19 protein-coding genes and 1 pseudogene are annotated in these 25,886 nt (G+C 58.9%); 16 read left to right on the forward strand and 4 right to left on the reverse strand.

From position 1 onward, the window contains the following. Window positions 1-2: 2 nt before the first annotated feature. Complete coding sequence (gene mexE / locus AC3IUE_RS15925) at window positions 3-1,256, reverse strand: multidrug efflux RND transporter periplasmic adaptor subunit MexE (protein WP_033054979.1); 1,254 nt, start codon at window positions 1,254-1,256, stop codon at window positions 3-5. A gap of 311 nt (window positions 1,257-1,567) precedes the next feature. Beyond that, window positions 1,568-2,485, reverse strand: coding sequence for a LysR family transcriptional regulator (locus tag AC3IUE_RS15930; RefSeq protein WP_008156370.1), 918 nt, complete (start codon window positions 2,483-2,485; stop codon window positions 1,568-1,570). A 268-nt stretch (window positions 2,486-2,753) separates the two neighbouring features. On the opposite strand from AC3IUE_RS15930, the gene AC3IUE_RS15935 reads away from it, so the two are divergent. From AC3IUE_RS15935 to pgm, 4 genes are all read left to right on the forward strand, one after another. Next, window positions 2,754-3,776: a zinc-dependent alcohol dehydrogenase family protein gene (locus AC3IUE_RS15935; protein ID WP_056743735.1), complete on the forward strand. Its 1,023-nt coding sequence runs from the start codon at window positions 2,754-2,756 to the stop codon at window positions 3,774-3,776. Between the two features lie 576 nt (window positions 3,777-4,352). Beyond that, window positions 4,353-5,843 (forward strand): hypothetical protein, encoded by a 1,491-nt coding sequence (locus AC3IUE_RS15940; RefSeq protein ID WP_489268667.1) that lies wholly within the window; start codon window positions 4,353-4,355, stop codon window positions 5,841-5,843. A gap of 67 nt (window positions 5,844-5,910) precedes the next feature. Beyond that, complete coding sequence (locus AC3IUE_RS15945; RefSeq protein WP_489268669.1) at window positions 5,911-7,311, forward strand: aminotransferase-like domain-containing protein; 1,401 nt, start codon at window positions 5,911-5,913, stop codon at window positions 7,309-7,311. 111 nt (window positions 7,312-7,422) lie between these two features. Then, window positions 7,423-9,069, forward strand: a complete 1,647-nt coding sequence (pgm, locus tag AC3IUE_RS15950) for a phosphoglucomutase (alpha-D-glucose-1,6-bisphosphate-dependent) (RefSeq protein WP_056743729.1) — start codon at window positions 7,423-7,425, stop codon at window positions 9,067-9,069. Window positions 9,070-9,130: 61 nt separating this feature from the next. Here pgm and AC3IUE_RS15955 read toward each other — a convergent pair whose 3' ends face one another. Further along, on the reverse strand, window positions 9,131-9,826 hold the full coding sequence (locus AC3IUE_RS15955) for a pirin family protein (protein ID WP_056743751.1): 696 nt from the start codon (window positions 9,824-9,826) through the stop codon (window positions 9,131-9,133). Between the two features lie 268 nt (window positions 9,827-10,094). On the opposite strand from AC3IUE_RS15955, the gene AC3IUE_RS15960 reads away from it, so the two are divergent. Beyond that, on the forward strand, window positions 10,095-12,569 hold the full coding sequence (locus AC3IUE_RS15960) for a UvrD-helicase domain-containing protein (protein ID WP_489268672.1): 2,475 nt from the start codon (window positions 10,095-10,097) through the stop codon (window positions 12,567-12,569). Window positions 12,570-12,635: 66 nt separating this feature from the next. On the opposite strand, the gene AC3IUE_RS15965 is transcribed toward AC3IUE_RS15960, so the two are convergent. Then, entirely contained in the window at window positions 12,636-12,908 is a 273-nt protein-coding gene (locus tag AC3IUE_RS15965) for a DUF1652 domain-containing protein (RefSeq protein ID WP_046048374.1), read from the reverse strand. A gap of 263 nt (window positions 12,909-13,171) precedes the next feature. Here AC3IUE_RS15965 and AC3IUE_RS15970 point away from each other — a divergent pair, with 263 nt between their 5' ends. The 11 genes and pseudogenes from AC3IUE_RS15970 to AC3IUE_RS16020 all read left to right on the forward strand — a co-directional run. Beyond that, window positions 13,172-13,987, forward strand: a complete 816-nt coding sequence (locus AC3IUE_RS15970; RefSeq protein WP_056743726.1) for a helix-turn-helix transcriptional regulator — start codon at window positions 13,172-13,174, stop codon at window positions 13,985-13,987. Between the two features lie 50 nt (window positions 13,988-14,037). After that, window positions 14,038-15,441 carry an NAD(P)/FAD-dependent oxidoreductase gene (locus AC3IUE_RS15975; protein WP_489268674.1) on the forward strand — a complete coding sequence of 468 codons (1,404 nt, stop codon included), beginning with the start codon at window positions 14,038-14,040 and terminating at the stop codon, window positions 15,439-15,441. A gap of 43 nt (window positions 15,442-15,484) precedes the next feature. Next, on the forward strand, window positions 15,485-15,826 hold the full coding sequence (locus tag AC3IUE_RS15980) for a cupin domain-containing protein (protein WP_056743722.1): 342 nt from the start codon (window positions 15,485-15,487) through the stop codon (window positions 15,824-15,826). Between the two features lie 47 nt (window positions 15,827-15,873). Further along, window positions 15,874-16,959, forward strand: a complete 1,086-nt coding sequence (locus AC3IUE_RS15985; protein ID WP_489268676.1) for a polyamine ABC transporter substrate-binding protein — start codon at window positions 15,874-15,876, stop codon at window positions 16,957-16,959. 92 nt (window positions 16,960-17,051) lie between these two features. After that, window positions 17,052-17,510, forward strand: coding sequence for an REP-associated tyrosine transposase (locus AC3IUE_RS15990; RefSeq protein ID WP_489268678.1), 459 nt, complete (start codon window positions 17,052-17,054; stop codon window positions 17,508-17,510). Window positions 17,511-17,988: 478 nt separating this feature from the next. Next, on the forward strand, window positions 17,989-19,446 hold the full coding sequence (locus AC3IUE_RS15995; protein ID WP_489268680.1) for a serralysin family metalloprotease: 1,458 nt from the start codon (window positions 17,989-17,991) through the stop codon (window positions 19,444-19,446). Between the two features lie 67 nt (window positions 19,447-19,513). Continuing rightward, window positions 19,514-19,939 carry an AprI/Inh family metalloprotease inhibitor gene (locus tag AC3IUE_RS16000; protein ID WP_489268682.1) on the forward strand — a complete coding sequence of 142 codons (426 nt, stop codon included), beginning with the start codon at window positions 19,514-19,516 and terminating at the stop codon, window positions 19,937-19,939. A 187-nt stretch (window positions 19,940-20,126) separates the two neighbouring features. Continuing rightward, window positions 20,127-21,902: a type I secretion system permease/ATPase gene (locus AC3IUE_RS16005; protein ID WP_461998412.1), complete on the forward strand. Its 1,776-nt coding sequence runs from the start codon at window positions 20,127-20,129 to the stop codon at window positions 21,900-21,902. Further along, window positions 21,899-23,233 (forward strand): HlyD family type I secretion periplasmic adaptor subunit, encoded by a 1,335-nt coding sequence (locus AC3IUE_RS16010; protein WP_489268684.1) that lies wholly within the window; start codon window positions 21,899-21,901, stop codon window positions 23,231-23,233. Before AC3IUE_RS16005 ends, AC3IUE_RS16010 begins: the two co-directional genes overlap by 4 nt. Before the next feature lie 2 nt (window positions 23,234-23,235). Continuing rightward, the gene (locus AC3IUE_RS16015) at window positions 23,236-24,597 is read left to right on the forward strand and encodes a TolC family outer membrane protein (protein ID WP_489268686.1); all 1,362 of its coding nucleotides are present in this window, start codon (window positions 23,236-23,238) and stop codon (window positions 24,595-24,597) included. Between the two features lie 374 nt (window positions 24,598-24,971). Next, window positions 24,972-25,816, forward strand: a pseudogene (locus AC3IUE_RS16020) (S8 family peptidase); the annotation flags it as partial. Window positions 25,817-25,886: the final 70 nt, after the last annotated feature.

Here is a 25,886-nt window from a genome sequence, read left to right on the forward strand (position 1 = left end):
CCTTAACCGCGTGGTGTCGCAGCAGCCAGTTTCACAACCGAACCCGGCGCGACCTTGGCAGGTGCGACTTGGGGCAGGTTGCTGGCTTCCAGCGCTTGTCGTTGTTGTGCGAGTGCCGCGAGGGTTTGTTCACTGGCCATCGGGATCACTTCTGGCGTGACCGGCGAACCAGGGCGAACCCGTTGCAGACCCTTGACGATGACGGTGTCGTCCTTGCTCAGGCCGCTGCGCACGATGCGCAAACCTTCGATCTTCGGACCGAGCTCGACCGAGCGGTAAACCGTTTTGTTGTCGGCATCCATCACCAGCACGAACTTTTTACCCAGATCGGTACCGACCGCTTCGTCGTTGATCAGCACGGCGGAGTAGGTGCCGCTGCCGACCAGTTTCAAGCGTGCATACAGGCCTGGGGTGTAGGCGCCGTCGCTGTTGTCGAACACGGCACGACCGCGGATGGTGCCGGTTTTCGGGTTGACCTGGTTGTCGACGAAGTTCATCACGCCCTGGTGCGGGTTGCCGTCTTCGTTGGAGAGGCCGAGGTAAACCGGCGTGGTAGCACCGCGTTTGCCCTGGCGAGCGAGCTGGGTGTATTTGAGGAACACACGCTCGTCAGCGTCGAAGTAGGCGTAGACCTTGTCGGTGGACACCACACTGGTCAGCGCGGTGGTATCGGCGGTCACCAGGTTGCCGGCGGTGATCTCCGCACGGCTGACGCGACCACTGATCGGCGCGGTGACACGGGTGAAGCTCAGGTTCAGTTTGGCCAGGTCCAGTTGTGCCTGGAGGGCTCCGACGGCGGCGCGGGCTTCTTGAGCCGCGCTGGTGCGCGAGTCGGCCAGCTCGGCGGAGATCGCGTTGCTGGTGCGCAGACGTTCGCCGCGCTGGGATTCGTTTTCGCTGCGGGTGGCGTTGGCGCGGGATTGGGCAACCAGGGCTTCAAGGCGGCGAACCTCGGCCTGGAATGGACGCGGGTCGATCTGGAACAACAGATCGCCTTTCTTGACCAAAGCGCCTTCAGTGAAGGCCACTTCATCGATCTGGCCAGAGACCCGTGGACGAATTTCTACGGTTTCCGGCGCTTCGAGACGCCCGGTGAATTCGTCCCATTCATTGACCGGTTGTTCCAGTACCTTGGCCACGCTGACCTTGGCTGCGGGCATAGTGGCGGCCGTGTCCGGAGTCTTGCCGCAGGCGCTCATCACCAGTACGGCCAACAGGGCCAACGGGAAGCGTAAATGTTTGAGTGATTGTTCCATGGATGCATCCGCCAATGTATTGAGAATGGACGGATGATGCTCGGCGAGGTTGTATCGCACGAATCGAATGAGGCAAAGGTAACTATCATTCGGAATGATATAAGTCCGATGCAAGCTCTCTAGCGTGCACCTTTCGTTAGGCGGCTATCAATTGGATTGATGACAATTCAGTGTTGCGGAGAATGCAAAGGTTCAGCTTGAGACCGCGTTGCGGCCTATCGCGAGCAAGCTCGCTCCCACAGGGTAATGCATTCCAATGTGGGAGCGAGCTTGCTCGCGATAGGGCCAGAAGCCCGCATGCTAAATCAGGATCAAGCAAGGCTATCCGGATCACCAAAAAACATCTGAATCCGCGACCTTAACCAACGCTCGCCCGGATCATTATCCTGCGACCCACGCCAGGCCATGTGCAATTCAAAACTGCGCACCGGCAACGGCGGGTCTTCAGCCCGCACACCACCGGCCGCCGTCAACGCTTCAGCCGTGTAATCGGGCACGGTCGCGACGATATCGGTCCCGCTGATGAGTGTGCTGAGTCCGTTGAACTGCGGCACCGCGAGCACCACATGTCGTTTGCGCCCGAGCTTTTCCAGTTCTTCATCTATAAAGCCGCTCAGGTCGCCCGCGAACGACACCAGCGCATGAGGCCGTGCACAGAAATCATCCAGGCTCAACGGCCCCGGCACCGTGTCGGCCCGCAACAGCTTCGGCATGCTGCGACGCAGTACTTTGCGCTTGGCGTTGGCCGGCAGGTCGGCGGTGTAGCTGACGCCGATGGAAATTTCGCCCGAGGCCAGCAGGCTCGGCATCAGGATGTAGTTGGCCCGACGCACCACCAGCACGATCCCCGGTGATTCGGCGCGCAGGCGCTTGAGCAGCATCGGCAGCAACGCGAACTCGACATCGTCTGACAGACCGATGCGAAACACCGCGGTGCTGGTCGCCGGGTCGAATTCCGCCGCACGACTGACCGCAGTGGAAATCGAATCCAGTGCAGGCGAGAGCAGGGCGAAGATTTCTACCGCCCGGGCAGACGGTTCCATGCTGCGGCCGGTACGCACGAACAACGGATCATCGAACAGCCCGCGCAGGCGCGAGAGGGCCGCACTGATGGCCGGCTGGCCGAGGAACAATTTCTCCGCAGCGCGGGTCACGCTGCGTTCGTGCATCAATGTTTCGAAAACGATCAACAGGTTCAGGTCGACACGACGCAGGTCATTACGATTCATCTGGAGTCCTGGCAGAGTCATCAAGCTTGACGAGAGCGGCCATATGAGAACAATGGCCGGCGTGAATATTAAGGGGAAAGGCTGCTACTCTGCACCGAGTAATTCAGTTTTCCTGAAAAGGATGCTTCGGTTTTCACGGCATTTGACGATGTCGCCGGCGCTGCGGAATCAATGACAGGCATGTCGACTATTAATAGCCACTGATAGTCTTGGGTAGAAAGCCCGGATAGAGTTCATGGCATTAGAGGTTACTTTGACGAGGTTTGCGATGTCCCGCACGATCCGTTTTCACAAGTTTGGTCCAGCCGAGGTGCTCAAATGCGAAGAGCATGCGGCAGCACTTCCTGCTCCGGGTGAAGTGCAGGTGCGCGTCGAGGCGATTGGCATCAGCTGGTACGACATTCTCTGGCGCCAGAACCTGGCCTCGTCCCACGCTCGTCTGCCTTCAGGCCTTGGCCATGAAATGTCCGGTGTCGTGACGGCGGTCGGCGAGGGCGTCGATGATCTGGCAGTCGGCGACAAGGTCGCCAGCTTCCCGGCTGAAAGCCCCAACGATTATCCGGTCTACGGCGAACAGATCGTTCTGCCGCGCTCGGCACTTACCCGTTACCCGGACGTGCTCAGCCCGATCGAAGCTAGTGTGCATTACACGCCGCTGCTGATCGCTTACTTCGCTTATGTCGATCTGGCACGGGTCAAACCCGGTCAATTCGCCCTGGTGACCGACGCCAGTCACTGTGCCGGTCCGTCCTTTGTACAACTGGGCAAGGCGCTGGGTATCCGGGTCATTGCCGCGACCAAGACAGCGGAAGAGCGTGAGAACCTGCTGTCCCTGGGTGCCGAGAAAGTCATCGTCACCGAAGAACAGGATCTGCTGATGCAGATCAACAAGATCACCGACAACCGTGGCGTGGACGTTGTGTTCGACGGTCTCGGCGGTCCACAGATGTCGTTGCTTGGCGATGTGCTTGCACCTCGCGGCAGCCTGGTGCTTTACGGCCTGCAAGGTGGCAACCAGACGCCGTTCCCGGCCTGCGCAGCGTTCCAGAAGAACATTCAGTTCTTTGTGCACTGCATCGGCAACTTCACCGGCAAGCCTGAACTGGGCATCATCCAGGACCAGGTCGCGCTGCAACGCGCCTTGCGCGACATCAACCAGATGACCGCCGACCGCGTGCTGCTGCCGCTCAAGACTCGAGTCTTCCCGTTTGCCGAGTTTGTCGAAGCACACCGCTACATGGACGAATGCCCATGCCGCGAACGGGTCGCCCTCCAGGTTGAACCTGCATAAGCCCTTCAAATAAGCCCCCTCTGCAAGAGTCCGTGCCCACGGACTCTTCTGTTTTCAGCACCTGCCAAAATGAGACGTCCCATTGCCCCATCAATGGGTCAGTTCAGCAACTGAACTGGTTTTTGCTCTCAATCTGTATCTTCTAATCATCATATAAGCCTTGATAATTGAATGATTACTTTCATCTCAAGGAATGAGTCATGGCTGGGTATCAGGTTGATACTTTTCAATACACACTGTTAATACATATCCGACCAATAGTTCGTCGTTGCACAGTTGCCAAAAAAACATGGGTGACTTCTTTCTCTATTTCTTGTGCTAATTGTCTGTGGGACGCTGTCGGACATTTCCTAGGATGTCGCTCGCAGTCGCAAGAGGCCGGCTCTACGGGGGTTGGCGACCACCTGCCTCTGGCGGGAGCAGGGGAGACTTCTAGTTATTTCAAATAATTACTAAAAGCTTAAGTGCTAGCATTTGGCAATAGCGTCCAGTACTTCAATCGTGGCAAGCAACCCATTGCGCAATGCGTGTCGTTGTTGGCGCGATATCGAACTTACAAGCATCAGGTAAATAAAGATGACCAATATCCATGACCAAGCGATGAACTATGTCTATCAGCAAGTGCTGCAGCGATTGCTGAGTTTCTTCTCGCGCGCCGAACGCACGGCATTGCAGCTGATGATTCAGCGATTGGTGGTGGCCGCCGGGGGCATGGAGCGTATTGGCGACTACAAGGTCTTGGCGATTCAGTCCGGGTCCCGCGACAGTTGCTACACCCTGGCGCTGCTGCGCGCGGCACAACTGAGTATCGCCGGCCGGGCACCCGCGACATTCCAGTTGCGAGTGGCATCCTTGCGTTTGAACGACGCAAGCCCTGCGGCCCTGGAAAACATCCATCGCAGCTACAGCGCCTTGTTCCTCTACGACGATCCTCGGGTCGAAGTGTTGATGGTTGATAACCGGGAAGTCCTGCCGTTCAACCACCTGACGCCGATTTCCGAAGGCGGCCGTGAGTCGAATCGGCTCAATCTCTTGATGGTTGGCCATCGTCGCGCCTGGAACGGGCCGCTTGATCTGTGGGACGACGGGTATCTGGCCACCGGCGAGTTCTATGGGCAAATAGCTCGCTGGGACAGCGGTGTCGATGCATTGATCAGCAGCGACTCACCTCGTCAGCAGAAGCAGTTTCTCGACGGGTTGAAACGTGCTGCCGCCAAGGCCGGGCTCAAGACCTCAAACCACCACGAAACCGGCTACGAGGGGCTTTTCGCGCTGCTCGATGAACTGGGTTGCGACTGCTACCGCGCTTTTTATGCTGAGCATGACCAGGTTGCGTGGCGTCCGGCCGAACGATTTGAGGCCTGTCGTCGCACCACGTACATCGACATTCACGACATGCTGGTCAGCAACCTGGAAGAGCGTTGGCCGCTACTCACAGAGTTTCTCGGTTTTCAACCTGACGAACTGGCGGCTCAGCTCAGCGACAACGAGTACGTCAGCCTTTCTATCTCTGCACACATGCGGGGTTTGCAATCGTGCTTCGTGCACGACCGCGGCTACGAGACGGGTGTCGCCGAATACCTGCAACGGGCCTTGGTGATGATGCGGCGCAAACAACTGGCGGAGCGGTTGTGCGAACAAGCGGTGGAGGCGTTCGGCAATCCGGCGACGTTGGCCGAGCAGCGCGTGCTGGCAGCGGCCGAGGCTCAAAAAAACCTTGGCCTGAGCGAGGCTCAACTGGTGTGCCTGCTCTTTTCACCTTTCGTCGAGAATGGCGCGGCGCTTGAGCGTTTTCTGCGCCAGTGCCACCCCGGCATGCTCGTGGCGATGCCTGATTTGCACCGGGCAATGCAGGGCAATCCGGTGCCGGAGCAGGTTCTGCAATGGATGACCGACGTCAGCGGGTTGCCTGTCAGCTTGATCGGCAAGCTTTACCGCATGGGTCCGGTGTTTGCGGATGAGGGTAGGGCAGGCGCCCCGGTTCTCGGCGGCGCGGGTTTGCAAGCCGAAGCATCCGACTATGACGACGACACGGCGGTGGCGGATGAATGGTCAGCGGGGCGCTGAAAGTGCGTGGCTTGACAGATTTCTTGACGATGCATGATGACGTTCACACGGCATTCGGCCCTCGCCCATGAAAGGGCCACGAGAAACTGACTTCGCGTATCAGGCGGTGTACCGATATCTGACTAACCTGATCAACGAACCGGTCAGTGACACGCGAGTCCGCCTGCCTTCGTTGCGACAGTTGGCGGAGCGTCTGAGCGTGTCGATCTCGACCATTCAGTACGCTTATTCGCTGCTGGAGAAGGAGGGGCGCGTTTATTCGGTGGCCAAGTCCGGCTATTACGCGTTACCGGTGTCCTCCATCAGCACGCTCAGCAGTGGCAACGACTTGCTCGAAACCGTTTATGTCAACGCCAGACGTCCCGGAATGCTGGTCTTGAGCGCCGATGAACCGGCGTTGTTGCAACCCCTCGACAGTCCGTTGTTACTGCTGGAACGAGAACTGCTGCGCCAGTATCCGCGTCAGCCGCAACCGACATCGCAACCTTGCGGCGAGCTGGAGTTGCGCATTGCCCTGGCAGCGCGCTACACCTCCTCGCCGCTGCGCTGCTGGCATGCCGACGATGTCTATATTGGCGCCGACCTGCGTGGCGTGCTGGAAATACTGATCGCTGTGTTGAATCTCAAGGACGCCACGGTGTTGGTCGAGTCGCCGTGCGACTGGGCGATTCTGCGGTTGCTCCAGGCTGCACAGGTGCGAGTGATCGAGCTGGCGGTGCAATCCAGCGGTGGCCTGGACGTCGAATGGCTCAAGGAGCTGCTGGAGACCGAGCCGGTGCGGCTGGTGATGGTTTCATCCGGGCTGAACATGCCGCGAGGCAGCCTGGCACCCGACGACAACCGACAAGTCGTCGCGCAGTTGCTGGAGCGACATGGCAGTTGGGTGTTGGAAAACGATTGCTACGGCGAGCTCGGATTCGAACCGGCCGGCCAGCGGTTTCGCGACTTGCTGGACCCCGATCGGCTGATCGTGTTTTCCACGTTCGAGAAAATCATCGGACCGGAGGCGCCATACGGCTATCTGCTGTCGCGGCATTTCAGTGCTGAACTGCAACGGTACTTTCTGCTGCGTTCGTTCCGCTTGTCACCGATTCGCCAGAAAGCCATCGCGCGCTTGTACGGCAACGGACGTGTCGATCAGCACCTTCAGGTATTACGGCGCATGCTCAAGGACCGCAAGGTGCAGATGACGCAGCTGTTGCAGGAGCGTCTGGGCGATGCCTTGCACTTTGTCGAACCCCAGGGCGGTGCAACCATCTGGGTTCGTTCGTTGCGCCAGGTCGATGTACGTCGAGTGTTTCAGCGCCTGCTCAAGCACCAGGTGGTAATCGCACCGGGAGAGCTGTTCAGTCTGCAGGGCTTGCACGCGCAACACTTGCGCCTGAGTCACACCTTCGGCGGTGACCACGACCTTGCCGCGGCAATGGGCTTGTTAGGGGATGCATTACGTCTTGAGTCGATCGATTGAGCGGGGCTGCACACCCTCCTTGGCACTCGTGGATCGATCCCATCGCGTTGCGGTCAAACTGCCAGTAAACTGCGTTCCTATTCCTGAACCACTCGACTTCAGAGGTTTTGCATGACACTCAGTCCTTTTGCGGGCAAACCGGCACCGGTAGAACTGTTGGTCGACATCCCGCGACTGGTGACGGCCTATTACACCGGCCAGCCCGATGCCGCCATTTCGACCCAGCGCGTAGCTTTTGGCACGTCCGGGCACCGAGGCAGCTCGTTCGACTTGAGTTTCAACGAATGGCACGTTCTGGCGATCAGCCAGGCGATCTGCCTGTACCGCGAAGCCCAAGGCATCAACGGCCCGCTGTTCGTCGGCATCGACACCCACGCGCTGTCCACCCCGGCCGGCGCCAGCGCCCTTGAAGTGCTGGCCGCCAACGGCGTGACAGTAATGATCGCCGAAGGTGACGAATACACCCCGACACCGGCCATTTCCCACGCCATTCTTTGCTACAACCGCGGGCGTACGTCGGGCCTGGCGGACGGCATCGTCATCACGCCGTCGCACAATCCGCCGCAGAGCGGTGGCTACAAATACAACCCTACCAACGGTGGCCCGGCCGATACCCACATCACCAAGTGGATCGAAGCCAAGGCCAACGAACTGCTGAGCAACAAGCTCGCTGGCGTCAAGCGCATCAGCTACGAGCAGGCGCTGAAGGCCAGCACGACCCATCGTCACGATTACCTCAATACCTACGTCGCCGACCTGATCAACGTGATCGACTTCGATGCCATCCGTGATGCCAAGCTGCGTCTGGGTGTCGATCCGCTGGGCGGAGCCGGGGTGCGCTACTGGTCGGCGATTGCCGAGCATTACCGTCTGGATCTGGAAGTGGTCAACAAACAGGTCGATCCGACCTTCCGCTTCATGACGGTCGACTGGGATGGTCAGATCCGCATGGACCCATCGTCCACTCACGCCATGCAGGGCCTTATCGGTCTGAAAGAGCGCTTCGACGTAGCATTCGCGTGCGACCCGGACCACGATCGCCATGGCATCGTGACCCCGTCCGGTGGTTTGCTCGCGCCGAACAACTACCTCGCCGTAACGATCGACTACCTGTTCCAGAACCGTCCGCAATGGCGCGCCGATGCGGCCGTGGGTAAAACCGTGGTCAGCAGCGGCTTGATCGATCGCGTTGCAAAACGTCTCGGTCGTCGTCTGTACGAAGTGCCGGTCGGCTTCAAGTGGTTTGCTGACGGCCTGTTCGACGGCTCTCTGGGCTTTGGCGGCGAAGAAAGTGCCGGTGCTTCGTTCCTGCGCAAGGATGGCAGCGTCTGGTGCACCGACAAGGACGGCTTGATCCCGGCACTGCTGGCGGCAGAAATGACCGCCCGCACTGGTCGCGACCCAAGTCAGGCCTATCGCGCCTTGACCGACGAGCTGGGCGAACCGTTCTCGGTGCGCGTCGATGCCAAGGCCAACCCTGAGCAGAAGGCACTGCTGAGCAAATTGTCGCCGGACCAGGTCACCTCGACCCAATTGGCGGGCGAAGCGATCCAGAGCATCCTCAGCCATGCGCCAGGTAACGATCAGGCGATCGGTGGCCTGAAAGTCATGACCGAGAACGGCTGGTTCGCGGCGCGTCCGTCGGGCACTGAAGACATCTACAAGATCTACGCTGAAAGCTTCGTCAGTGATGAACACCTCAAGCAATTGGTGGCTGAAGCGCAAACACTGGTGGACGGCGCGATCTCTGCGAAGTAATCCAGAATGTAAAAAGGGGCGGCCATGACGGTCGCCCCTTTTTTTGCTCTGCGTTTGACGATTAAGCCAGGTCCACCAGAACGATTTCACTGTCTTCGATGGCGGTCACCCGCAACACCTGCTCATCGGCAACGGCAATACCGTCTCGAGCTTGTGCACGCAAGCCATTGACTTCAATGACGCCGGTGGCCGGTACCAGATAGGCGCGACGGCCATTGTCCAGGCGATACTCGGCGGACTCACCGGCCTTCAGGTTCGCGGCCACCAATCGCGCATCGGCTCGAATCCGCAGGCTTTGATCGTCGCCGGCCTTGCCGCTTGCCAGTGTCACGAAACCTTCGCGCTGACCTTTCGGAAAGGGCTTGGCGCCCCAGGACGGTGCCAAACCGGATTCGTTCGGGATGATCCAGATCTGGAAGATCCTGGTTTCGGTCGCTTCCAGGTTGTATTCACTGTGGGCGATCCCGGTGCCGGCGCTCATGACCTGAACGTCGCCCGCTTCGGTGCGACCCTTGTTGCCCAGGTTGTCTTCGTGAGTGATTGCGCCTTCACGGACGTAAGTGATGATTTCCATGTCTCGGTGCGGATGTTTCGGGAAACCGGTGCCAGAGGCAATCACGTCGTCGTTCCACACCCGCAGGTTGCCCCAGTTCATGCGTTTTGGGTCATGGTATTCGGCGAACGAAAAGTGGTGATGAGCATCCAACCAGCCATGGTTGGCGCCGCCCAGGGATTTGAAGGGTCTGAGTTCAAGCATGATCGTCTCCTGAAAAGGTTCGTCATGGGGCAGAGCGCCTGAGAACCGGTGGTTGATGGCGAGCATCATCTATCAAGCATCAATCGATAAAAAGCGTAAAAAATGCCTCAATACAATCGAATAAACTGATATCAATTCACCTCGAAAGATTCTCACCCAACCTTCACTTCATCGCATAAGCCAATGACCTGTAAGCATTTCACTAGAACTGAAGGGCAAATGCAGACACCATAGCCCCCAACAGCCTCACACCCTGGAGTCAGCCCGCGTGCCGCAACACACCCCCGATCTTCCTCCTGAACTTCGTCCCCTGGCCGAGATGCCGCTGCTCAAGCGTCTGGCCGCCCGGTTCTTTGGTCACGGCCTGACGCGTCTGCGCGCACAACACCGTGCATCCTGGCTGCACGGCCAGGCGGACGGCTTTCGCAGTGGGCACAGTGCCGGGGTGGATTACGGCTATAAGGAAGGCAAACTTGAAGGGTTGGAGGAAGGCCGACAGGTATTGTTGATCCGCGACTCGCGCTCGACCGAACACCGGCCGCCCAACGTTGACGACAATCTGTTCGACGATTGGCGTCTGCCGTTGAGCGCTGAGTTGAAGAAGCGCATGAAGACGGATGTCGCTCGACTGCTGCCACCGCACGCCCAGCCCAGTGCCGCGCAGTGGAAAATGATCTTCAGCGACACACCCTCGACCTCGGTGATTGCCGGCGCGGGTGCGGGCAAGTCGACCACGTTGGTGTTGCGTATTTTGCTGCTGACCCATTATCTGGGGTTCGAGCTGGGTTCGATGACAGTAGTGACCTTTACCCGTGAATCGCGCAAAGACTTCATCAACAAACTGATCGAGCTGTTTGCACTCTGGGGCCGGTCGCTCAGTTTCAAAGAGGCGCGTGATCTGGTGCGCACCTTCCATTCGCGAATCCTGCCAATGGTTCGCAGCCTGCCGGGCTTCGAGCGGCTGCAAGCCTTCGAAAACCTCAGTCACCGTGCGCAAAGCGGCGATGAGGAGGTCGACAGCAATCCTTTCGACCTGCGCATCAACGACGCCCAGCGCCAGCAACTCAACGCTTGCTATCACAGCCTGCACACGTGCAATGAGCGCTTTCGCGAATTGATCAAGCCATTGTCCCGTCACGCGCTGCAGCTAAAAGAGCTGGAGCGCGATCACCCGGACGTGCAAAAGCGCATGGCCGTGACCGAACTGGCCGCCAAGCGTGATGAAGAGCTCTGCGACGCTATCGAAGATTTGTGGTTTCGCGCGGGTGCCTGGCCAATCAAAGGCATCGAGCCGAAGCGCCAGACGTTCGATATCAACGGCTCAACGTTTCATTGTCATGGCTATATTCCGAGCCTGGACGCTTGGGTGGTGTTGGGGTTCGATCCCCGGGAAAACCCGCAGGTCAGCCGCCCCAATGCCAAATTGAGCGTGCGCGCGGAATGGGCGGTAAAGCGAACCCTGTTTCAAGCTTTCTGTCGTAAGCCATTGATATGGATGGATAGTTACGAGTCTTCAAAGCGTGTGTTGGCGTCCCTTGGAGGCGATGCCAGTGCCGGGCCGGGCTTCGATTACAAGGTCAAGGGCGAGCTCAGCTCTGCGCCGTTACTGGACTGTTTTGTCGCTGCGGCGGGGTTTATCGAGAACCTCGGCCTGGATGTACCCACTGCCGTGGGCCAGATGAGTTTTGCCAAGGACGACCCCGACCGGTTTTTCTTCGAGGCCTTGAGCCTGTACTGGCGAGCGCTGGAAGATCACCTACTCGATCAGAAACCACCGGTGATGACCTACAACCGGATGTTCGCCTTGTTCAGCGAACATTCGCCGGAAAACCTGAAGCTGCTGAGTGATGAGCTGCTCAGGCCGATGTCGCACTTGATGATCGACGAATTTCAGGACGTATCGCCGCAGATCGTTTCCTGGATCCGCGCGAGCCTGACGGAAATCCGCAGTCGCGGCCCGGCCATGCACGTGGGGCGCGGTGCACAGCGTTCGTCGTTGCTTTGTGTCGGCGATGACTGGCAGTCCATCTATGGCTGGCGGGGCAGTTCACCGACGTACTTCATGGAATTCAACAAGGAATTCCCTTCGCCGAGCACGACCAAGGTGATGCTGAGCGATAACTACCGCAGCCATCAGCACATCATCGATGCGGCCGAACACATCGTTCGTGCGGCGCCGGCGATCGCAGGCAAGAAGGCCAAGGCCAGTGGCGAGCCAAAGGCGTTGTTGCCGGTTAACGTTCTCGATCGCGACGATCAAGGCATGGCCAAGCGCCTGATGGAACACTACAGAAAGGGCGATTCAATCTTGATGCTTTATCGAAAAAGCAGCGATAAGCTATTGATAGAAGAGCATATTCAGTCTGTAGTTAATGTGGATTCTAGCTTGCCGTACGAAGCACGACGGCTCAAACAACTGACGTATCACAGCGCAAAGGGACTCCAGGCTGACGCCGTGTTCCTGCTGGGTGATTGTCAGCACCTGACCAGTTCACCGTACAAGAACCAGGTCTACCGCATGGCCGGTCTGGGCAAGGCTGGCGACAGCGAAGCGTACGACAGCGCACAGAAAGACGAGATCCTGCGGCTGGCTTACGTCGGCATCACTCGGGCAGTGAGTCATTGCTACTGGTATGTCGATGGGCAAGACACCCAGGCGGCCAACCTGCCTAAAGCTTCCGATCGGATCGGCAAGGGCAAGGCGTTCTTTGCCGATCACCGACAGGGCAAGACATCGGCGTGAACCGCCAAAGATCGTCGCGCACAAAAAAGCCCACTTAACGTGGGCTTGTTGTTGAAAGTTCAGCCTTCAGGCATAGCTCCTGAGGGCGGCGGACGGAATGAAAGCCTCAAGCTCGTCTTCCACCGCTTCGATTATTCGTTCTACATCTGCAGCGTTCATTACCGTCGCGCAAGGAATACCGGCGATGGCGATCATGGTCTCGCCACTGGCACGGTCAAATAGACGGGCAATCATGCTGCCCGGCGCATCCATGCTCGCCTCGAAACCCATGGGATGAAAATGCCAGCGCATCAGCTGGCAGGCGTTTGGAAAGGTGACTTTACTGAACCCTTTATTCATATGCAGCCCGCCTCATTCATCGAGCGCTTCCTTTAGCTCATGTTAGGAGGGAAGAGCCTTCAATGGCTCAACCTGTGACTGCCTTTAAAAGTAGCAGCCAAATGTGAAAACAATGTGGATTTTTCAGGCCGTTTAGCGATTGGTTCAGTTTTTTTGATGCAGGTCATGGGAACGGTCGGTATTCGGCAGTTGGCAACCACTGGTTGGTCATTGAAGCCGAGACGGAATTTCGGCAAGCTCGGCTTTTTTTCGCCGAGTCCTTTATGCACGCCGATGATGATGGTCCGCTGCAAACCCAGGCCACGGGCGACACGGTGATGCGTTATCACTTGCGCTGGAAACACCGGGACCTGGACGGGGTGATGGCGCTCTATCACCCAGAGATTCAGTACAGCGATTTTTTCCAGAACCGTGTGATGGGGCTGTCCGAATTACGTGAATACGTGCGCAGCAGCATGCCCCGCGATCCCGATGAAGCCCTGGAGCACTCGGACCGTATTCGTCTGGACGGCAACACGGCGTTCATTCAGTACCGCATCACCCTGCGCGGCGGTGAAGGCCTGGTGTCGTTCCGGGCCAGCGAGGCAATTACCGTATGTGACGGACTGATCTGGCGGGTCAACGAATATGCCTCGCTGGTGCATGAGCAGCCCGTCAGCAAAGCCGCCAGCAGCCAACGTCCGGCGGTCAGTCGACTCGGGCTGTCTGCACGCCAGCTGAGCTTCATGGCTGAAGACTTGCAGCAGTATTTTCAGCGCCAACAACCTTACCTCGATCCCGAACTCGACCTGCAACGGGTGGCGAAGGAGTGCGGGTATAGCCGCAATCAGATTTCCTATCTGCTGAATCAGGTGCTTGGCCAGAGCTTCTACCGATACGTCAACCAGGCGCGGCTGCAGCATTTGCTCGCGGCACTGGATAACGCCACGCCGCCACTGCGTATCGACGAACTGGCGTTTGCCGCCGGGTTCAATTCGCTGTCGTCGTTTTATAGCTGCTTCCGTCAGCACACCGGCCAGTCGCCCAAGGCCTACGTAAAACAAATTTCTCTGCGTGCACGCGCGCAAGACAGCCTCTAAGTCCACGCACTAGGATCGACGTCATCGAAGTTTGAGTGGCGGAGTCTTGCATGTCGGCGTGGCGCACTATCAGTTTGTGGATGGATCAACTCGACGAGCCATTATTGGCGCGTCCGGCGCTGGAACAGGATCTGGACGTCGACGTCGCCATCATTGGCGCGGGATACACCGGGCTCTGGACCGCGTACTACCTCAAGCGCCTGGCGCCCGACCTGAGCATTGCCATCGTTGAAGCGCAAACCGCCGGTTTTGGCGCCTCGGGGCGTAACGGTGGCTGGCTGATGGGCAATGTGCTGGGCGAAGACCGCTTGCTCGCCGACTTGCCACCCGAACAGCGCCGGGCTTCTTTCGATTTGCTGCACGGCATTCCAGATGAAGTCGGGATGGTCCTTGAACGTGAAGGCATCGACTGCGATTACCGCAAAGGCGGGGCGCTGTATTGCGCTGCCCGTTATCCGGAACAGGAAGCCAGCCTTCGGCACTACCTCGACACGCTCTATAGCCAGGGATTGACCGAAAGCGATTACCGCTGGCTCAGCCCCGAGCAGTTGGCGCAACAGATCAGAGTCGCCAAACCTTATGGCGGTATCTATGCACCGCACGTCGCGACCATTCACCCGGCAAAGTTGGTGCGAGGCCTGGCTCGGACGGTGGAGAAAATGGGCGTCAGGATTTACGAGAACAGCCCGGTCACCCAATGGCAATCGGGTGGCCTGCGCACGGCGCAAGCCTCGGTTCGCAGCCGTTGGGTCGTGCCGGCGGTCGAAGGTTACTCGGTCACCTTGCCACCCTTGGGGCGTTATCAGCTGCCGGTGCAAAGCTTGATCGTGGCCACCGAGCCGTTATCCGCTGCCACGTGGGATGAAATCGGCCTGAGTCGCGGTCAGGCCTTCAGCGAAAACAGTCGCCAGGTCACTTACGGTCAGCGCACGGCTGACAACCGGTTGGTGTTCGGCGCGCGGGGCGGTTATCAGTTCGCGGCCAAGTTGCGCCACGACTTCGACCTGACCACCAGCGAAGTGGAGCTGCGACGTTATCTGTTTGGTGAACTCTTCCCGCAGCTCAAGAACGTGCGGATTACCCATGCCTGGGGCGGCAATCTGGGGATGTCCCGGCGTTTCAAGCCGCACATGCTGTGCGATCAGGCCAGTGGCATCGCCTTGTCGGGTGGTTATGGCGGGGAGGGCGTCGGTGCCAGCAACCTGGGCGGCCGGACCCTGGCCGACCTGATTCTGCGGCGCGACACCGAGCTGGTTCGCCAGCCGTGGGTCATCCATGGCGGGCTCGACGCGCTCAGGGCTTGGGAGCCGGAGCCCTGCCGTTGGCTCGGCTACAACGCGATCATCCGCAGCTTCGTCCATGAAGACCAGACCCTGGCCAACCCGGCCACCGCACCCTGGCGTCGCAAACTGGCCACTGGTATTGCCGGCTTCATGGAAGGTTTCATGCAGTAAACGGCGCGCTCTTCATCTATAGGCTCAATCGACAGGTACTCCCATGAGCATCACGCAATTCAAGAACACCGCAACCCTGAAGCTGGAAGAGTCGAATCCGGTCGCCGTGCCGCTGGGCATGCCCGTGGCGGTGGCCTCGACCACCAGCGTTGAACGCGACGATGGCGTCGAAACCGGCGTCTGGGAATGCACGCCCGGCCGCTGGCGGCGGCAGATCGTCGCCCAAGAGTTCTGTCACTTCATCCAGGGGCGCTGCACGTTTACCCCGGATGACGGTGAAACCCTGCACATAGAAGCCGGCGATGCACTGATGTTGCCAGCCAACAGCCTCGGCATCTGGGATATCCAGGAAACCGTGCGCAAGACCTACGTTTTGATTTTTTGATCCTCTGATTGCCTGCCAACAACAATAAACCCATCAGGAATCGACTCATGATCCGAAAGACACTGACTCTGGCTCCCCTTGCGCTCTTCGCGACCCTCGGCCACGCGGCCGAGACCGTCAAGATCTACAACTGGTCGGAATACATCGCCCCGGACACGACCAAAAACTTCCAGAAAGAAACCGGCATCGCGTTCAGTTACGACGTCTTCGACAGCAATGAAACCCTCGACGGCAAATTGATGACTGGCAAATCCGGTTACGACGTGGTGTTTCCGTCCAACCACTTCATGGCGCGGCAGATTCAAGGCGTGGCGCTGAAGAAACTCGACAAGAGCCAACTGCCGAACTGGAAAAACCTCAACCCAGCGTTGCTCAAGGCCTTGCAAACCAACGATCCGGGCAACGAACACGGCTTCCCGTACCTCTGGGGCAGCACCGGCATCGGTTACAACATCGCCAAGGTCAAGGCCGTGTTGGGCGATAACGCGCCAGTGGACTCCTGGGATCTGATTTTCAAACCCGAAAACATGCAAAAGCTGCAGAAGTGCGGCGTGGCCATCCTCGACAACGGCCCCGAACTGTTGCCGGCGGCACTGAACTACCTGGGCCTGCCGCATCACAGCAAGAACCCGGAAGACTACAAAAAGGCTGAAGCGCTGCTGATGAAAGTCCGCCCGTATGTCAGCTATTTCCACTCGTCCAAGTACACCAGCGACCTGGCCAACGGCGACATCTGCGTGGCGGTCGGCTTCTCCGGTGACATTCTGCAAGCGGAAAACCGCGCGAAAGAAGCCAAGAACGGCATCGACATCGGCTATTCGATTCCCAAGGAAGGCGCCGCCATCTGGTTCGACATGGTCGCCATGCCGGTAGACGCCCCGGACGAAAAGGCCGGCTACGCCTTCATGAACTACCTGTTGCGCCCGGACGTCATGGCCAGCATCAGCAACTACGTGCACTACGCCAACGGTAACGAGCAGGCCGACAGCCTGATCGACCCGGCGATCAAGAATGACACCAAGGTCTACCCGAGCCCGGACATGATGGGGAAATTGTTTGCGCTGGAGGCGATGCCGCTGAACATCGACCGGGTCCGTACTCGGGTGTGGAACAAGATTCGTACCGGGAGTTGAGGGTTCATATCTTGTAGTCATTGGCTGCCCATCGGGTTGACTGACACGCTGTAGATTCCAGGCCTCCTTTCGATGGATCAGGAGGCAATGGAATGCCTGTTTGTATAAATGCGGGTCAGCTACGCGTTGGTCGTTTCTCTGAATCCGGACGTATTTATCTGCTAACGGCTGTCGTTGACCAACGGCAGCCGTTTTTTGTTGATTGGCTACTGGGGAGGTTGGTCGTTCAGGAGTTGCGTCAGGCGCAGGAGGAGGGTTGGGCGGATTTTTTGACGTGGGTTGTGATGCCGGATCATATGCACTGTTTGGTGCAACTGCACGATAGAACGTTGGCGGAGCTGATGTGCCGAATCAAATCCCGGAGTAGCTTGGCGGTCAATCAGGCGTTAGGGCGGCGAGGGCGGTTGTGGCAGAAGGGTTACCACGATCGTGCGGTTCGGCGGGAGGAGGATGTGAAGGCGCTTGCCCGGTATGTCGTAACCAACCCAATACGAGCAGAACTGGTGACGCGCGTTCATGATTATCCACTGTGGGATGCGTGTTGGTTGTGAGTCTCTGACGACTGCTGCGCAGCCGAACGCAGGCTGCGCCAGCTGCTACAAGGATTGCGGCGTACACGGAACCTGTAGCAGCTGCCGAAGGCTGCGTTCGGCTGCGCAGCAGTCGTAAAAATCCAAAACCCAACAAATCTCCAACTGATATCAATGCGCCGGCACTCATATTAATAACTCACGCAAAGTGAGACCCCATCGACAAAAAACAAACTTACCTCTATTTAATAATTAAATAACGAATTGTCAGACAATTTGCGCAAACCGCCATCTAACAAACAATATTTAGACAGCGCAGGCATTGTTTCCGGGTACTTGCAGGAACAACTCAATTTGACGTCAAAAAAAATGTAGACGGTTGATTTCAAATTGTGTCAGTTTTCTTTCGCCTTCATTGGGCGAGTGATAGGACGATCTCGCCAGAGATTGTCGCTGTCTGACAAAAAACTGTTCCATAGCTAAACAAGGAAGTGTGTTTATGTCGAAAGTAAAAGACAACGCTATTGATACCGCCGAACAGGCGTTCCAGCCGCTGCACGCATTGGCTGCATCCAGTTCTGCGTTCAACCAGATCAATAGCTTCAGCCATCAGTATGATCGGGGCGGTAACCTCATGGTCAATGGCAAACCCTCCTTCTCCGTCGACCAGGCAGCGACCCAGTTGCTGCGCGATGGCGCTGCCTACCAGGACAAGGACGGCAGCGGCAAAATCGAACTCACCTACACGTTCCTGACCTCGGCGTCGTCGAGCACCATGAACAAACACGGGATCACCGGGTTCAGCCAGTTCAGCGCTCAGCAGAAAGGCCAGGCTGTGCTTGCCATGCAATCCTGGGCCGATGTGGCCAATGTCACGTTCACCGATAAGGCCACGGGCGGCGACGGTCACATGACCTTCGGCAACTACAGCGGCGGTCAGGATGGCGCAGCGGCCTTCGCCTATCTGCCTGGCACCGGCGCGGGTTACGACGGTACTTCCTGGTACCTGACCAACAGCAGCTACACGCCAAACAAGACGCCGGACCTGAACAATTACGGCCGGCAAACCCTGACTCACGAAATCGGTCACACCTTGGGCCTTGCCCATCCCGGCGACTACAACGCCGGCGAGGGCGCTCCGACCTACAACGACGCTTCCTATGGGCAAGACACCCGCGGTTACAGCGTCATGAGCTACTGGAGTGAAAGCAATACCAGCCAGAACTTCAGCAAGGGCGGCGTCGAAGCCTATTCATCCGGTCCGCTGATGGACGATATCGCGGCCATCCAAAAGCTCTACGGTGCCAACACCAGCACCCGTACCAGCGACACCACTTACGGTTTCAACTCCAACGCTGGGCGCGACTTCCTGAGTGCGACTTCGTCGTCGGACAAGGTTGTGTTTTCGGTATGGGATGCGGGCGGCAAGGACACGCTGGACTTCTCCGGTTTTACCCAAAACCAGAAGATCAACCTCAATGAGGCCTCGTTCTCCGACGTTGGCGGCCTGGTGGGTAACGTTTCCATCGCCAAGGGTGTCACCGTCGAGAACGCTATCGGCGGTTCGGGTAACGACCTGCTGATCGGCAACAGCGTGTCCAACGAACTGAAGGGCGGTGCCGGCAACGACATCCTCTTCGGCGCGGGCGGCGCGGACAAACTCTGGGGTGGCGCCGGTTCGGACACTTTTGTGTTCGCCGCCAGCAGCGATTCCAAACCCGGTGCTGTCGACCAGATCCTCGATTTTGTCAGCGGTCTGGACAAGATCGACCTGACCGGTATCACCAACGGCGCAGGCCTGCATTTCGTGAACTCGTTCACCGGTGCGGCAGGCGATGCGGTGTTGACCTCTTCGGGCGGCAACAGCCTGTTGTCGGTGGACTTCTCCGGGCATGGCGTGGCTGATTTCCTGGTCAGCACCGTAGGCCAGGCGGCTTACTCCGACATCGCTGCGTAATGTGAGGTGAAAAGGAGGGCGGCGCAGACGCGCTGCTCTCTGCCCCTTGAAATGAGTAAAGCGCCTTATGATCCATAACGGCTTCACCGACAGAACAACCGCGTGGCTATTGGCGACGTTCATGATGATTTTTGGAGATGTAGCCATGGCGAGCAGCCTGAAATTAGCAGACCCCTCGGAACTGGCCGGCAAATGGCAGGCGACCCTGATCGCCAAAGATGACTCGCCAGAGTCCCAGGCGTTGCAGGACAAACCGTCAAACGTCTGCGTCATCGACTTTCAACCGAAACAGACGCTGGGTGAGGGCGCCGATTGTCTCAGCGCCTGGCTGGGTGGCGAATCTGCGATTGGCTGGTTCCCTGAGCCGGATGGGCTGGCGATCACCGGCAAAGAAGGTTCGAAGATTCTATTTCTCAGCCGCCAACGCGACGGATCGTATAAAGCCACATTGAAATCCGATCTGGTCATAACACTTGTGCGCCAGGTGCAATAACACGGTTCGACTATAACGTTCGTCATTGCCGACATAAGCACAACACAACTAGTCGAGGCGCTCTGCCGCCCACGAAAAGTTGTTATTAGTTTGTAAGCGCTACTGCAAAGCCTATATCCGCCCCTGCGCGGACAGTTAATGGAAACTTCGCCAGCTAGGGCGAGGAATAACACCTCAGGAATAATCCATGAAGATGGCAAAGAGCCCGGCCACCGCACCCTTATTCAAAGCGCTGGGCGACTATAAGAGCATTCTGATCAGCGTCGGTTGTTTTACCGCGTTAATTAACGTGCTGATGCTGGTCCCGTCGATTTACATGCTTCAGGTCTACGACCGCGTGCTGTCTTCGCAAAATGAAACCACCTTGGCGATGCTGTCGTTGATGGTCGTCGGATTCTTTGCCTTCATCGGTCTGCTTGAGATCGTGCGCAGCTTCATCGTCATCCGCATCGGCAGCCAACTGGAGCGCCGCTTCAACCTTCGGGTCTATCAGGCCGCATTCGAGCGCAACCTGTTCAAGGGCGAGGGCAACGCCGGGCAAGCTTTGGGGGACCTGACGCAAATTCGCCAATTCGTCACCGGTCCTGCGCTGTTTGCCTTCTTCGATGCGCCGTGGTTTCCGGTTTATCTGTTTGTGATCTACCTGTTCAATGTCTGGCTCGGCGTGTTTGCGACCGTGGGCGCGGTGGTGCTGATTGGCCTTGCTTGCCTCAACGAGACAATGACCAAAAAGCCCTTGGGCGAAGCCGCAGGGTTTTCCCAGAAATCCAGCCAACTGGCCACCAGTCACCTGCACAACGCCGAAACCATTCAGGCCATGGGTATGCTCGGGGCGTTGCGTAAACGCTGGTTCCAGGTGCACTCGCGTTTTCTCGGTCTGCAGAATCAGGCCAGCGACACCGGTGCCGTTATCAGCTCCCTGAGCAAAACCCTGCGCCTGTGCCTGCAATCGCTGGTCCTGGGGCTTGGCGCCTTGCTGGTGATCAAGGGTGATATGACGGCCGGGATGATGATCGCCGGCTCCATTCTGATGGGCCGCGTCCTGAGCCCCATCGATCAGTTGATCGCCGTGTGGAAGCAGTGGAGCGGCGCCAAGCTCGCTTATCGTCGTCTTGATTCGTTGCTGCAAGCCTTTCCACCGAGTGACGAGGCCATGGCGCTGCCAGCGCCGAAAGGCCAGATCGCGTTCGAACAGGTCAGCGCCGCGCCGCCGGGGCAACGGGCCGCCACGCTGCATCTGGTCAATTTCAGCCTCGGTGCCGGGGAAGTGCTGGGCGTGCTCGGCGCCTCCGGCTCTGGCAAATCGACATTGGCCCGGGTGCTCGTTGGCGTCTGGCCGACGCTGGGCGGTACGGTGCGGCTCGACGGTGCGGACATTCATCGCTGGAACCGCGACGATCTCGGCCCCTACATCGGCTACCTGCCTCAGGACATCGAATTGTTCAGCGGCAGCATCGCCGAAAACATCGCCCGGTTCAGCGAGGCGGACCCGCAAAAAGTCGTTGAGGCCGCGCAACAGGCCGGTGTTCACGAACTGATTCTGCGCATGCCGCAAGGCTACGACACCGTGCTCGGCGAGGACGGTAGCGGCTTGTCCGGGGGCCAGAAGCAGCGTGTGGCCTTGGCGCGTGCGTTGTATGGCAACCCGCGCCTGGTGGTGCTGGATGAACCCAATTCCAACCTCGACACCGTGGGCGAAGCGGCATTGGCCAGCGCCATTGCGCAAATGAAAGCCCAAGGCACCAGTGTGATTCTGGTGACCCATCGCTCCTCGGCACTGGCCCAGGCCGACAAGCTGCTGGTGCTCAACGAAGGGCGTTTGCAAGCCTTCGGTGCAAGCCAGGACGTGCTCAAGGCACTTTCCGGCGCCCACGAACAGCAACGGGAAAAAGCCGCGCAAGCACCGGGTGGACTCAGCATGAGCCGTCAGTATCAGCCCTCGACAAGGAATTCGGGCGTATGAGCAACATCAGCGAAGCCACCATGGAACACGACTACATCGCAGAACGCCCAGAGCGCGACGCGCGTTTCTTCGTCCGCATGGGCTGGATTCTGGCGATCGTCGGCGCCGGCAGTTTCTTCACCTGGGCCAGTCTCGCGCCTCTCGACCAAGGCATTCCCGTGCAAGGCACGGTCGTGGTGTCGGGCAAGCGCAAAGCCGTGCAATCGATGAGCAGTGGGGTGGTCAGCCAGATTCTGGTGCGCGAGGGCCAAGTGGTGAAGCAGGGCCAGCCATTGTTCCAGCTCGACCAGACGCAAGTCGCCGCGGATGTGCAATCGCTGCAAGCGCAATACCGCATGGCCTGGGCCAGTCTGGCGCGGTGGCAGAGTGAACGGGACAACCTCAAGCAGGTGAGTTTCCCCGCTGAACTGAGCAACAATCCTGACCCGCGTCTGGCCTTGGTGCTGGAAGGTCAACGGCAGTTGTTCAGCAGCCGCCGTGAAGCGTTTTCCCGCGAGCAGGCTGCCTTGCGCGCTAGCATCGAAGGCGCCAGCGCGCAACTGGCTGGCATGCGCCGCGCCCGCACGGACCTGACTGCCCAGGCCAGCTCTCTGCAACAACAGCTGAGCAACCTTCAGCCCCTGGCGGATAACGGCTACATCCCGCGCAATCGGTTGATGGAGTACCAGCGTCAGCTGTCGCAGGTTCAGCAACAATTGGCAGAAAACAGCGGCGACAGCGGCCGTGTGGAGCAGGGCATCCTCGAATCGCGGCTGAAACTGCAACAGCACATCGAGGAATACCAGAAAGAAGTCCGTACTCAGCTGGCCGACGCGCAATTGAAGAGCGTAACGCTGGAAGAGCAACTGACCTCCGCCGGGTTCGATCTGCAGCACAGCGAAATCATCGCCACCGCCGATGGCATTGCGGTCAACCTCGGGGTTCACACCGAGGGCGCGGTGGTGCGTCAGGGCGAGACCCTGCTGGAGATCGTGCCTCAGGGGACGAGTCTGGAGGTGGAAGGGCACCTGCCGGTCAACCTGGTCGACAAGGTTGGCACGCACTTGCCGGTGGACATTCTGTTCACGGCGTTCAACCAGAGCCGCACACCGCGGGTGCCCGGCGAAGTCAGCCTGATCTCCGCCGACCAGATGATCGACGAGAAAACCGGTGCGCCGTATTACGTACTGCGCAGCAGCGTCAGCGATCAGGCCATGGAAAAACTCAACGGTCTGGTGATCAAGCCTGGCATGCCGGCGGAAATGTTCGTGCGCACCGGTGAACGTTCACTCCTCAACTATTTGTTCAAGCCGCTGCTCGACCGGGCAGGTTCCGCGTTGACTGAGGAATAAGGATGTTCCGCTGTATGAATAAGCTTTCCATGCTCGCAGCGACCCTGGCGTTGCTGACCTGCAACAGTGTGTTGGCGATGGGGCCATTCGAGGTCTACGAACAAGCATTGCGCAATGATCCGGTGTTTCTCGGCGCCATCAAGGAACGCGATGCCGGCCTTGAAAACCGCGCCATCGGCCGCGCCGGGCTGTTGCCCAGGATCGGTTACAACTACAACAAGGGGCGCAACTCCTCCAAGGCCACCGCCCTCAATGAGCGCGGGCAGAACCGCACCGATGACCGCAACTACAGCAGTTACGGCTCGACCCTGACCCTGCAACAACCGCTGCTCGACTACGAGGCTTACGCGTCGTACCGCAAAGGCGTGGCGCAATCGCTGTTTGCCGACGAAGCCTTTCGCGGCAAGAGCCAGGAATTGCTGGTTCGGGTGTTGGAGAATTACACCCAGGCGTTGTTCGCTCAGGATCAGATCGACATCGCGCAGGCCAAGAAAAAGGCTTTCGAGCAACAGTTCCAGCAGAACGAACACATGTTCCGCCAGGGCGAGGGCACACGCACCGACATCCTTGAGGCCGAGTCCCGCTATGAACTGGCCACGGCCGAGGAAATCGAAGCCCGCGATGAGCAGGACGCGTCGTTACGAGAGCTGGGCGCGCTGATTGGCGTGCCGGCGATCAACATCGGGGATTTGGCGCCGCTGGATCAGAGTTTCCAGACGTTCACCCTGCAGCCGGCCAATTACGACACCTGGCACGAGATGGCCGTGGCCAACAACCCGAACCTGGCCTCCCAACGTCAGGCCGTGGAAGTGGCGCGTTACGAGGTTGAACGCAACCGCGCCGGACACCTGCCCAAAGTCAGCGCCTACGCCTCGGTGCGCCAGAACGAGTCGGAAAGCGGCAACACCTACAACCAGCGCTACGACACCAACACCATCGGGATTGAAGTCAGCGTGCCGCTGTACGCCGGCGGTGGGGTGTCCGCATCGACCCGTCAGGCCAGCCGCACCATGGAGCAGGCCGAGTACGAACTGGACGGCAAGACCCGGGAAACCCTGATCCAGCTGCGTCGGCAGTTCAGCGCCTGCCTGTCCGGTGTGAACAAATTGCGGGCTTATCAGAAGGCCCTGACGTCCGCCGAAGCGCTGGTGGTCTCGACCAAGCAAAGCATTTTGGGCGGTGAGCGCGTCAACCTCGATGCGTTGAACGCCGAACAACAACTATTTACCACCCGCCGCGATCTGGCGCAGGCACGCTACGACTACTTGATGGCCTGGACCAAGTTGCATTACTACGCCGGGACGTTGAATGAGCAGGATTTGGCCAAGGTTGACGAGGCGTTCAGCCAAGGCCCGAGGAGTTAATGAGTTGAACCTGTAGCAGCTGGCGAAGCCTGCGTTCGGCTGCGAAGCAGTCGCAAAATCAGACTCTGCGGTCCGTCAGATACGCCGTGCATGCAGGGTTTACGACTGCTACGCAGCCGAACGCAGGCAGCGCCAGCTGCTACAGGGAGATGCGTTGCTGCCCGTTATAGGTAACCAGAATTCTAAAAACGCCAAAAAAGCGAGAAGTCATGAACACGGACGTACAGATCAAGCCGATGTCGGTCGGCACGCTATTACTCCTGGTGTCAGCAATGCCCGTCTCGGTGCAAGCCGCTTACCTGGAAGCCGGCGTGCCCGGTGATGCCGCCAGTTGGCGCTCGGCGGAGTTCCAGCGCGACTGGGGACTCGCCCGTATGCAAGCCGATCAAGCCTATGCCGCCGGCATCACGGGCAAAGGCGTGAAAATCGGCGAGCTCGATTCAGGCTTCGATGCTGCCCATCCCGAATTCGCCACCGACCGTTACCACGCGGTGACCGCCAGCGGCCGTTACGTTGACGGCGCCCAGTTCAATGTCGACGGCACTCTCAACGCCAACAACGACTCCCACGGCACGCACGTCGCTGGCACCATCGGCGCTTCCCGCGATGGCACCGGCATGCACGGCGTGGCCTACAACGCGCAGGTCTACGTCGGCAACACCAACAAGAACGACAGCTTCCTGTTCGGCCCCAATCCTGATCCACGCTACTTCAAAGCGGTCTATAACGCCTTGGCGGATGCCGGTGTGAGAGCGATCAACAACAGCTGGGGCAGCCAGCCACCGGACGTCAGCTATCGGACCCTCGACGATCTGCATGCCGCCTACGCCCAGCACTGGAACAAAGGCACCTGGCTCGATGAGGCGGCGGACGTTTCCAGACGCGGCGTGATCAACGTGTTCAGCGCCGGTAACAGCGGTTACCCCAACGCCAGCGTGCGTTCTGCCTTGCCGTATTTTGAGCCGGACCTGGAAGGCCACTGGCTGGCGGTGCGGGGCTGGATCAAAGTAACCAGCAGAAATACAACCAGTGCGGGATCGCCAAGTATTGGTGCATCACCACCCCCGGCGCGAAGATCGACAGCACCATTCCCGGCGCAGGCTATGCGATCAAGTCCGGCACCTCCATGTCCGCGCCGCATGCCACCGGTGCCTTGGCGCTGGTGATGGAACGCTATCCGTACATGAACAACCAGCAGGCGCTGGAAACCCTGCTGACCACCGCCACCCAACTCGACGGTTCGATCACCGACGCTCCGAATACCCGCGTCGGCTGGGGCGTGGCCAACC

It is taken from the genome of Pseudomonas sp. GL_093, from assembly GCF_057837605.1.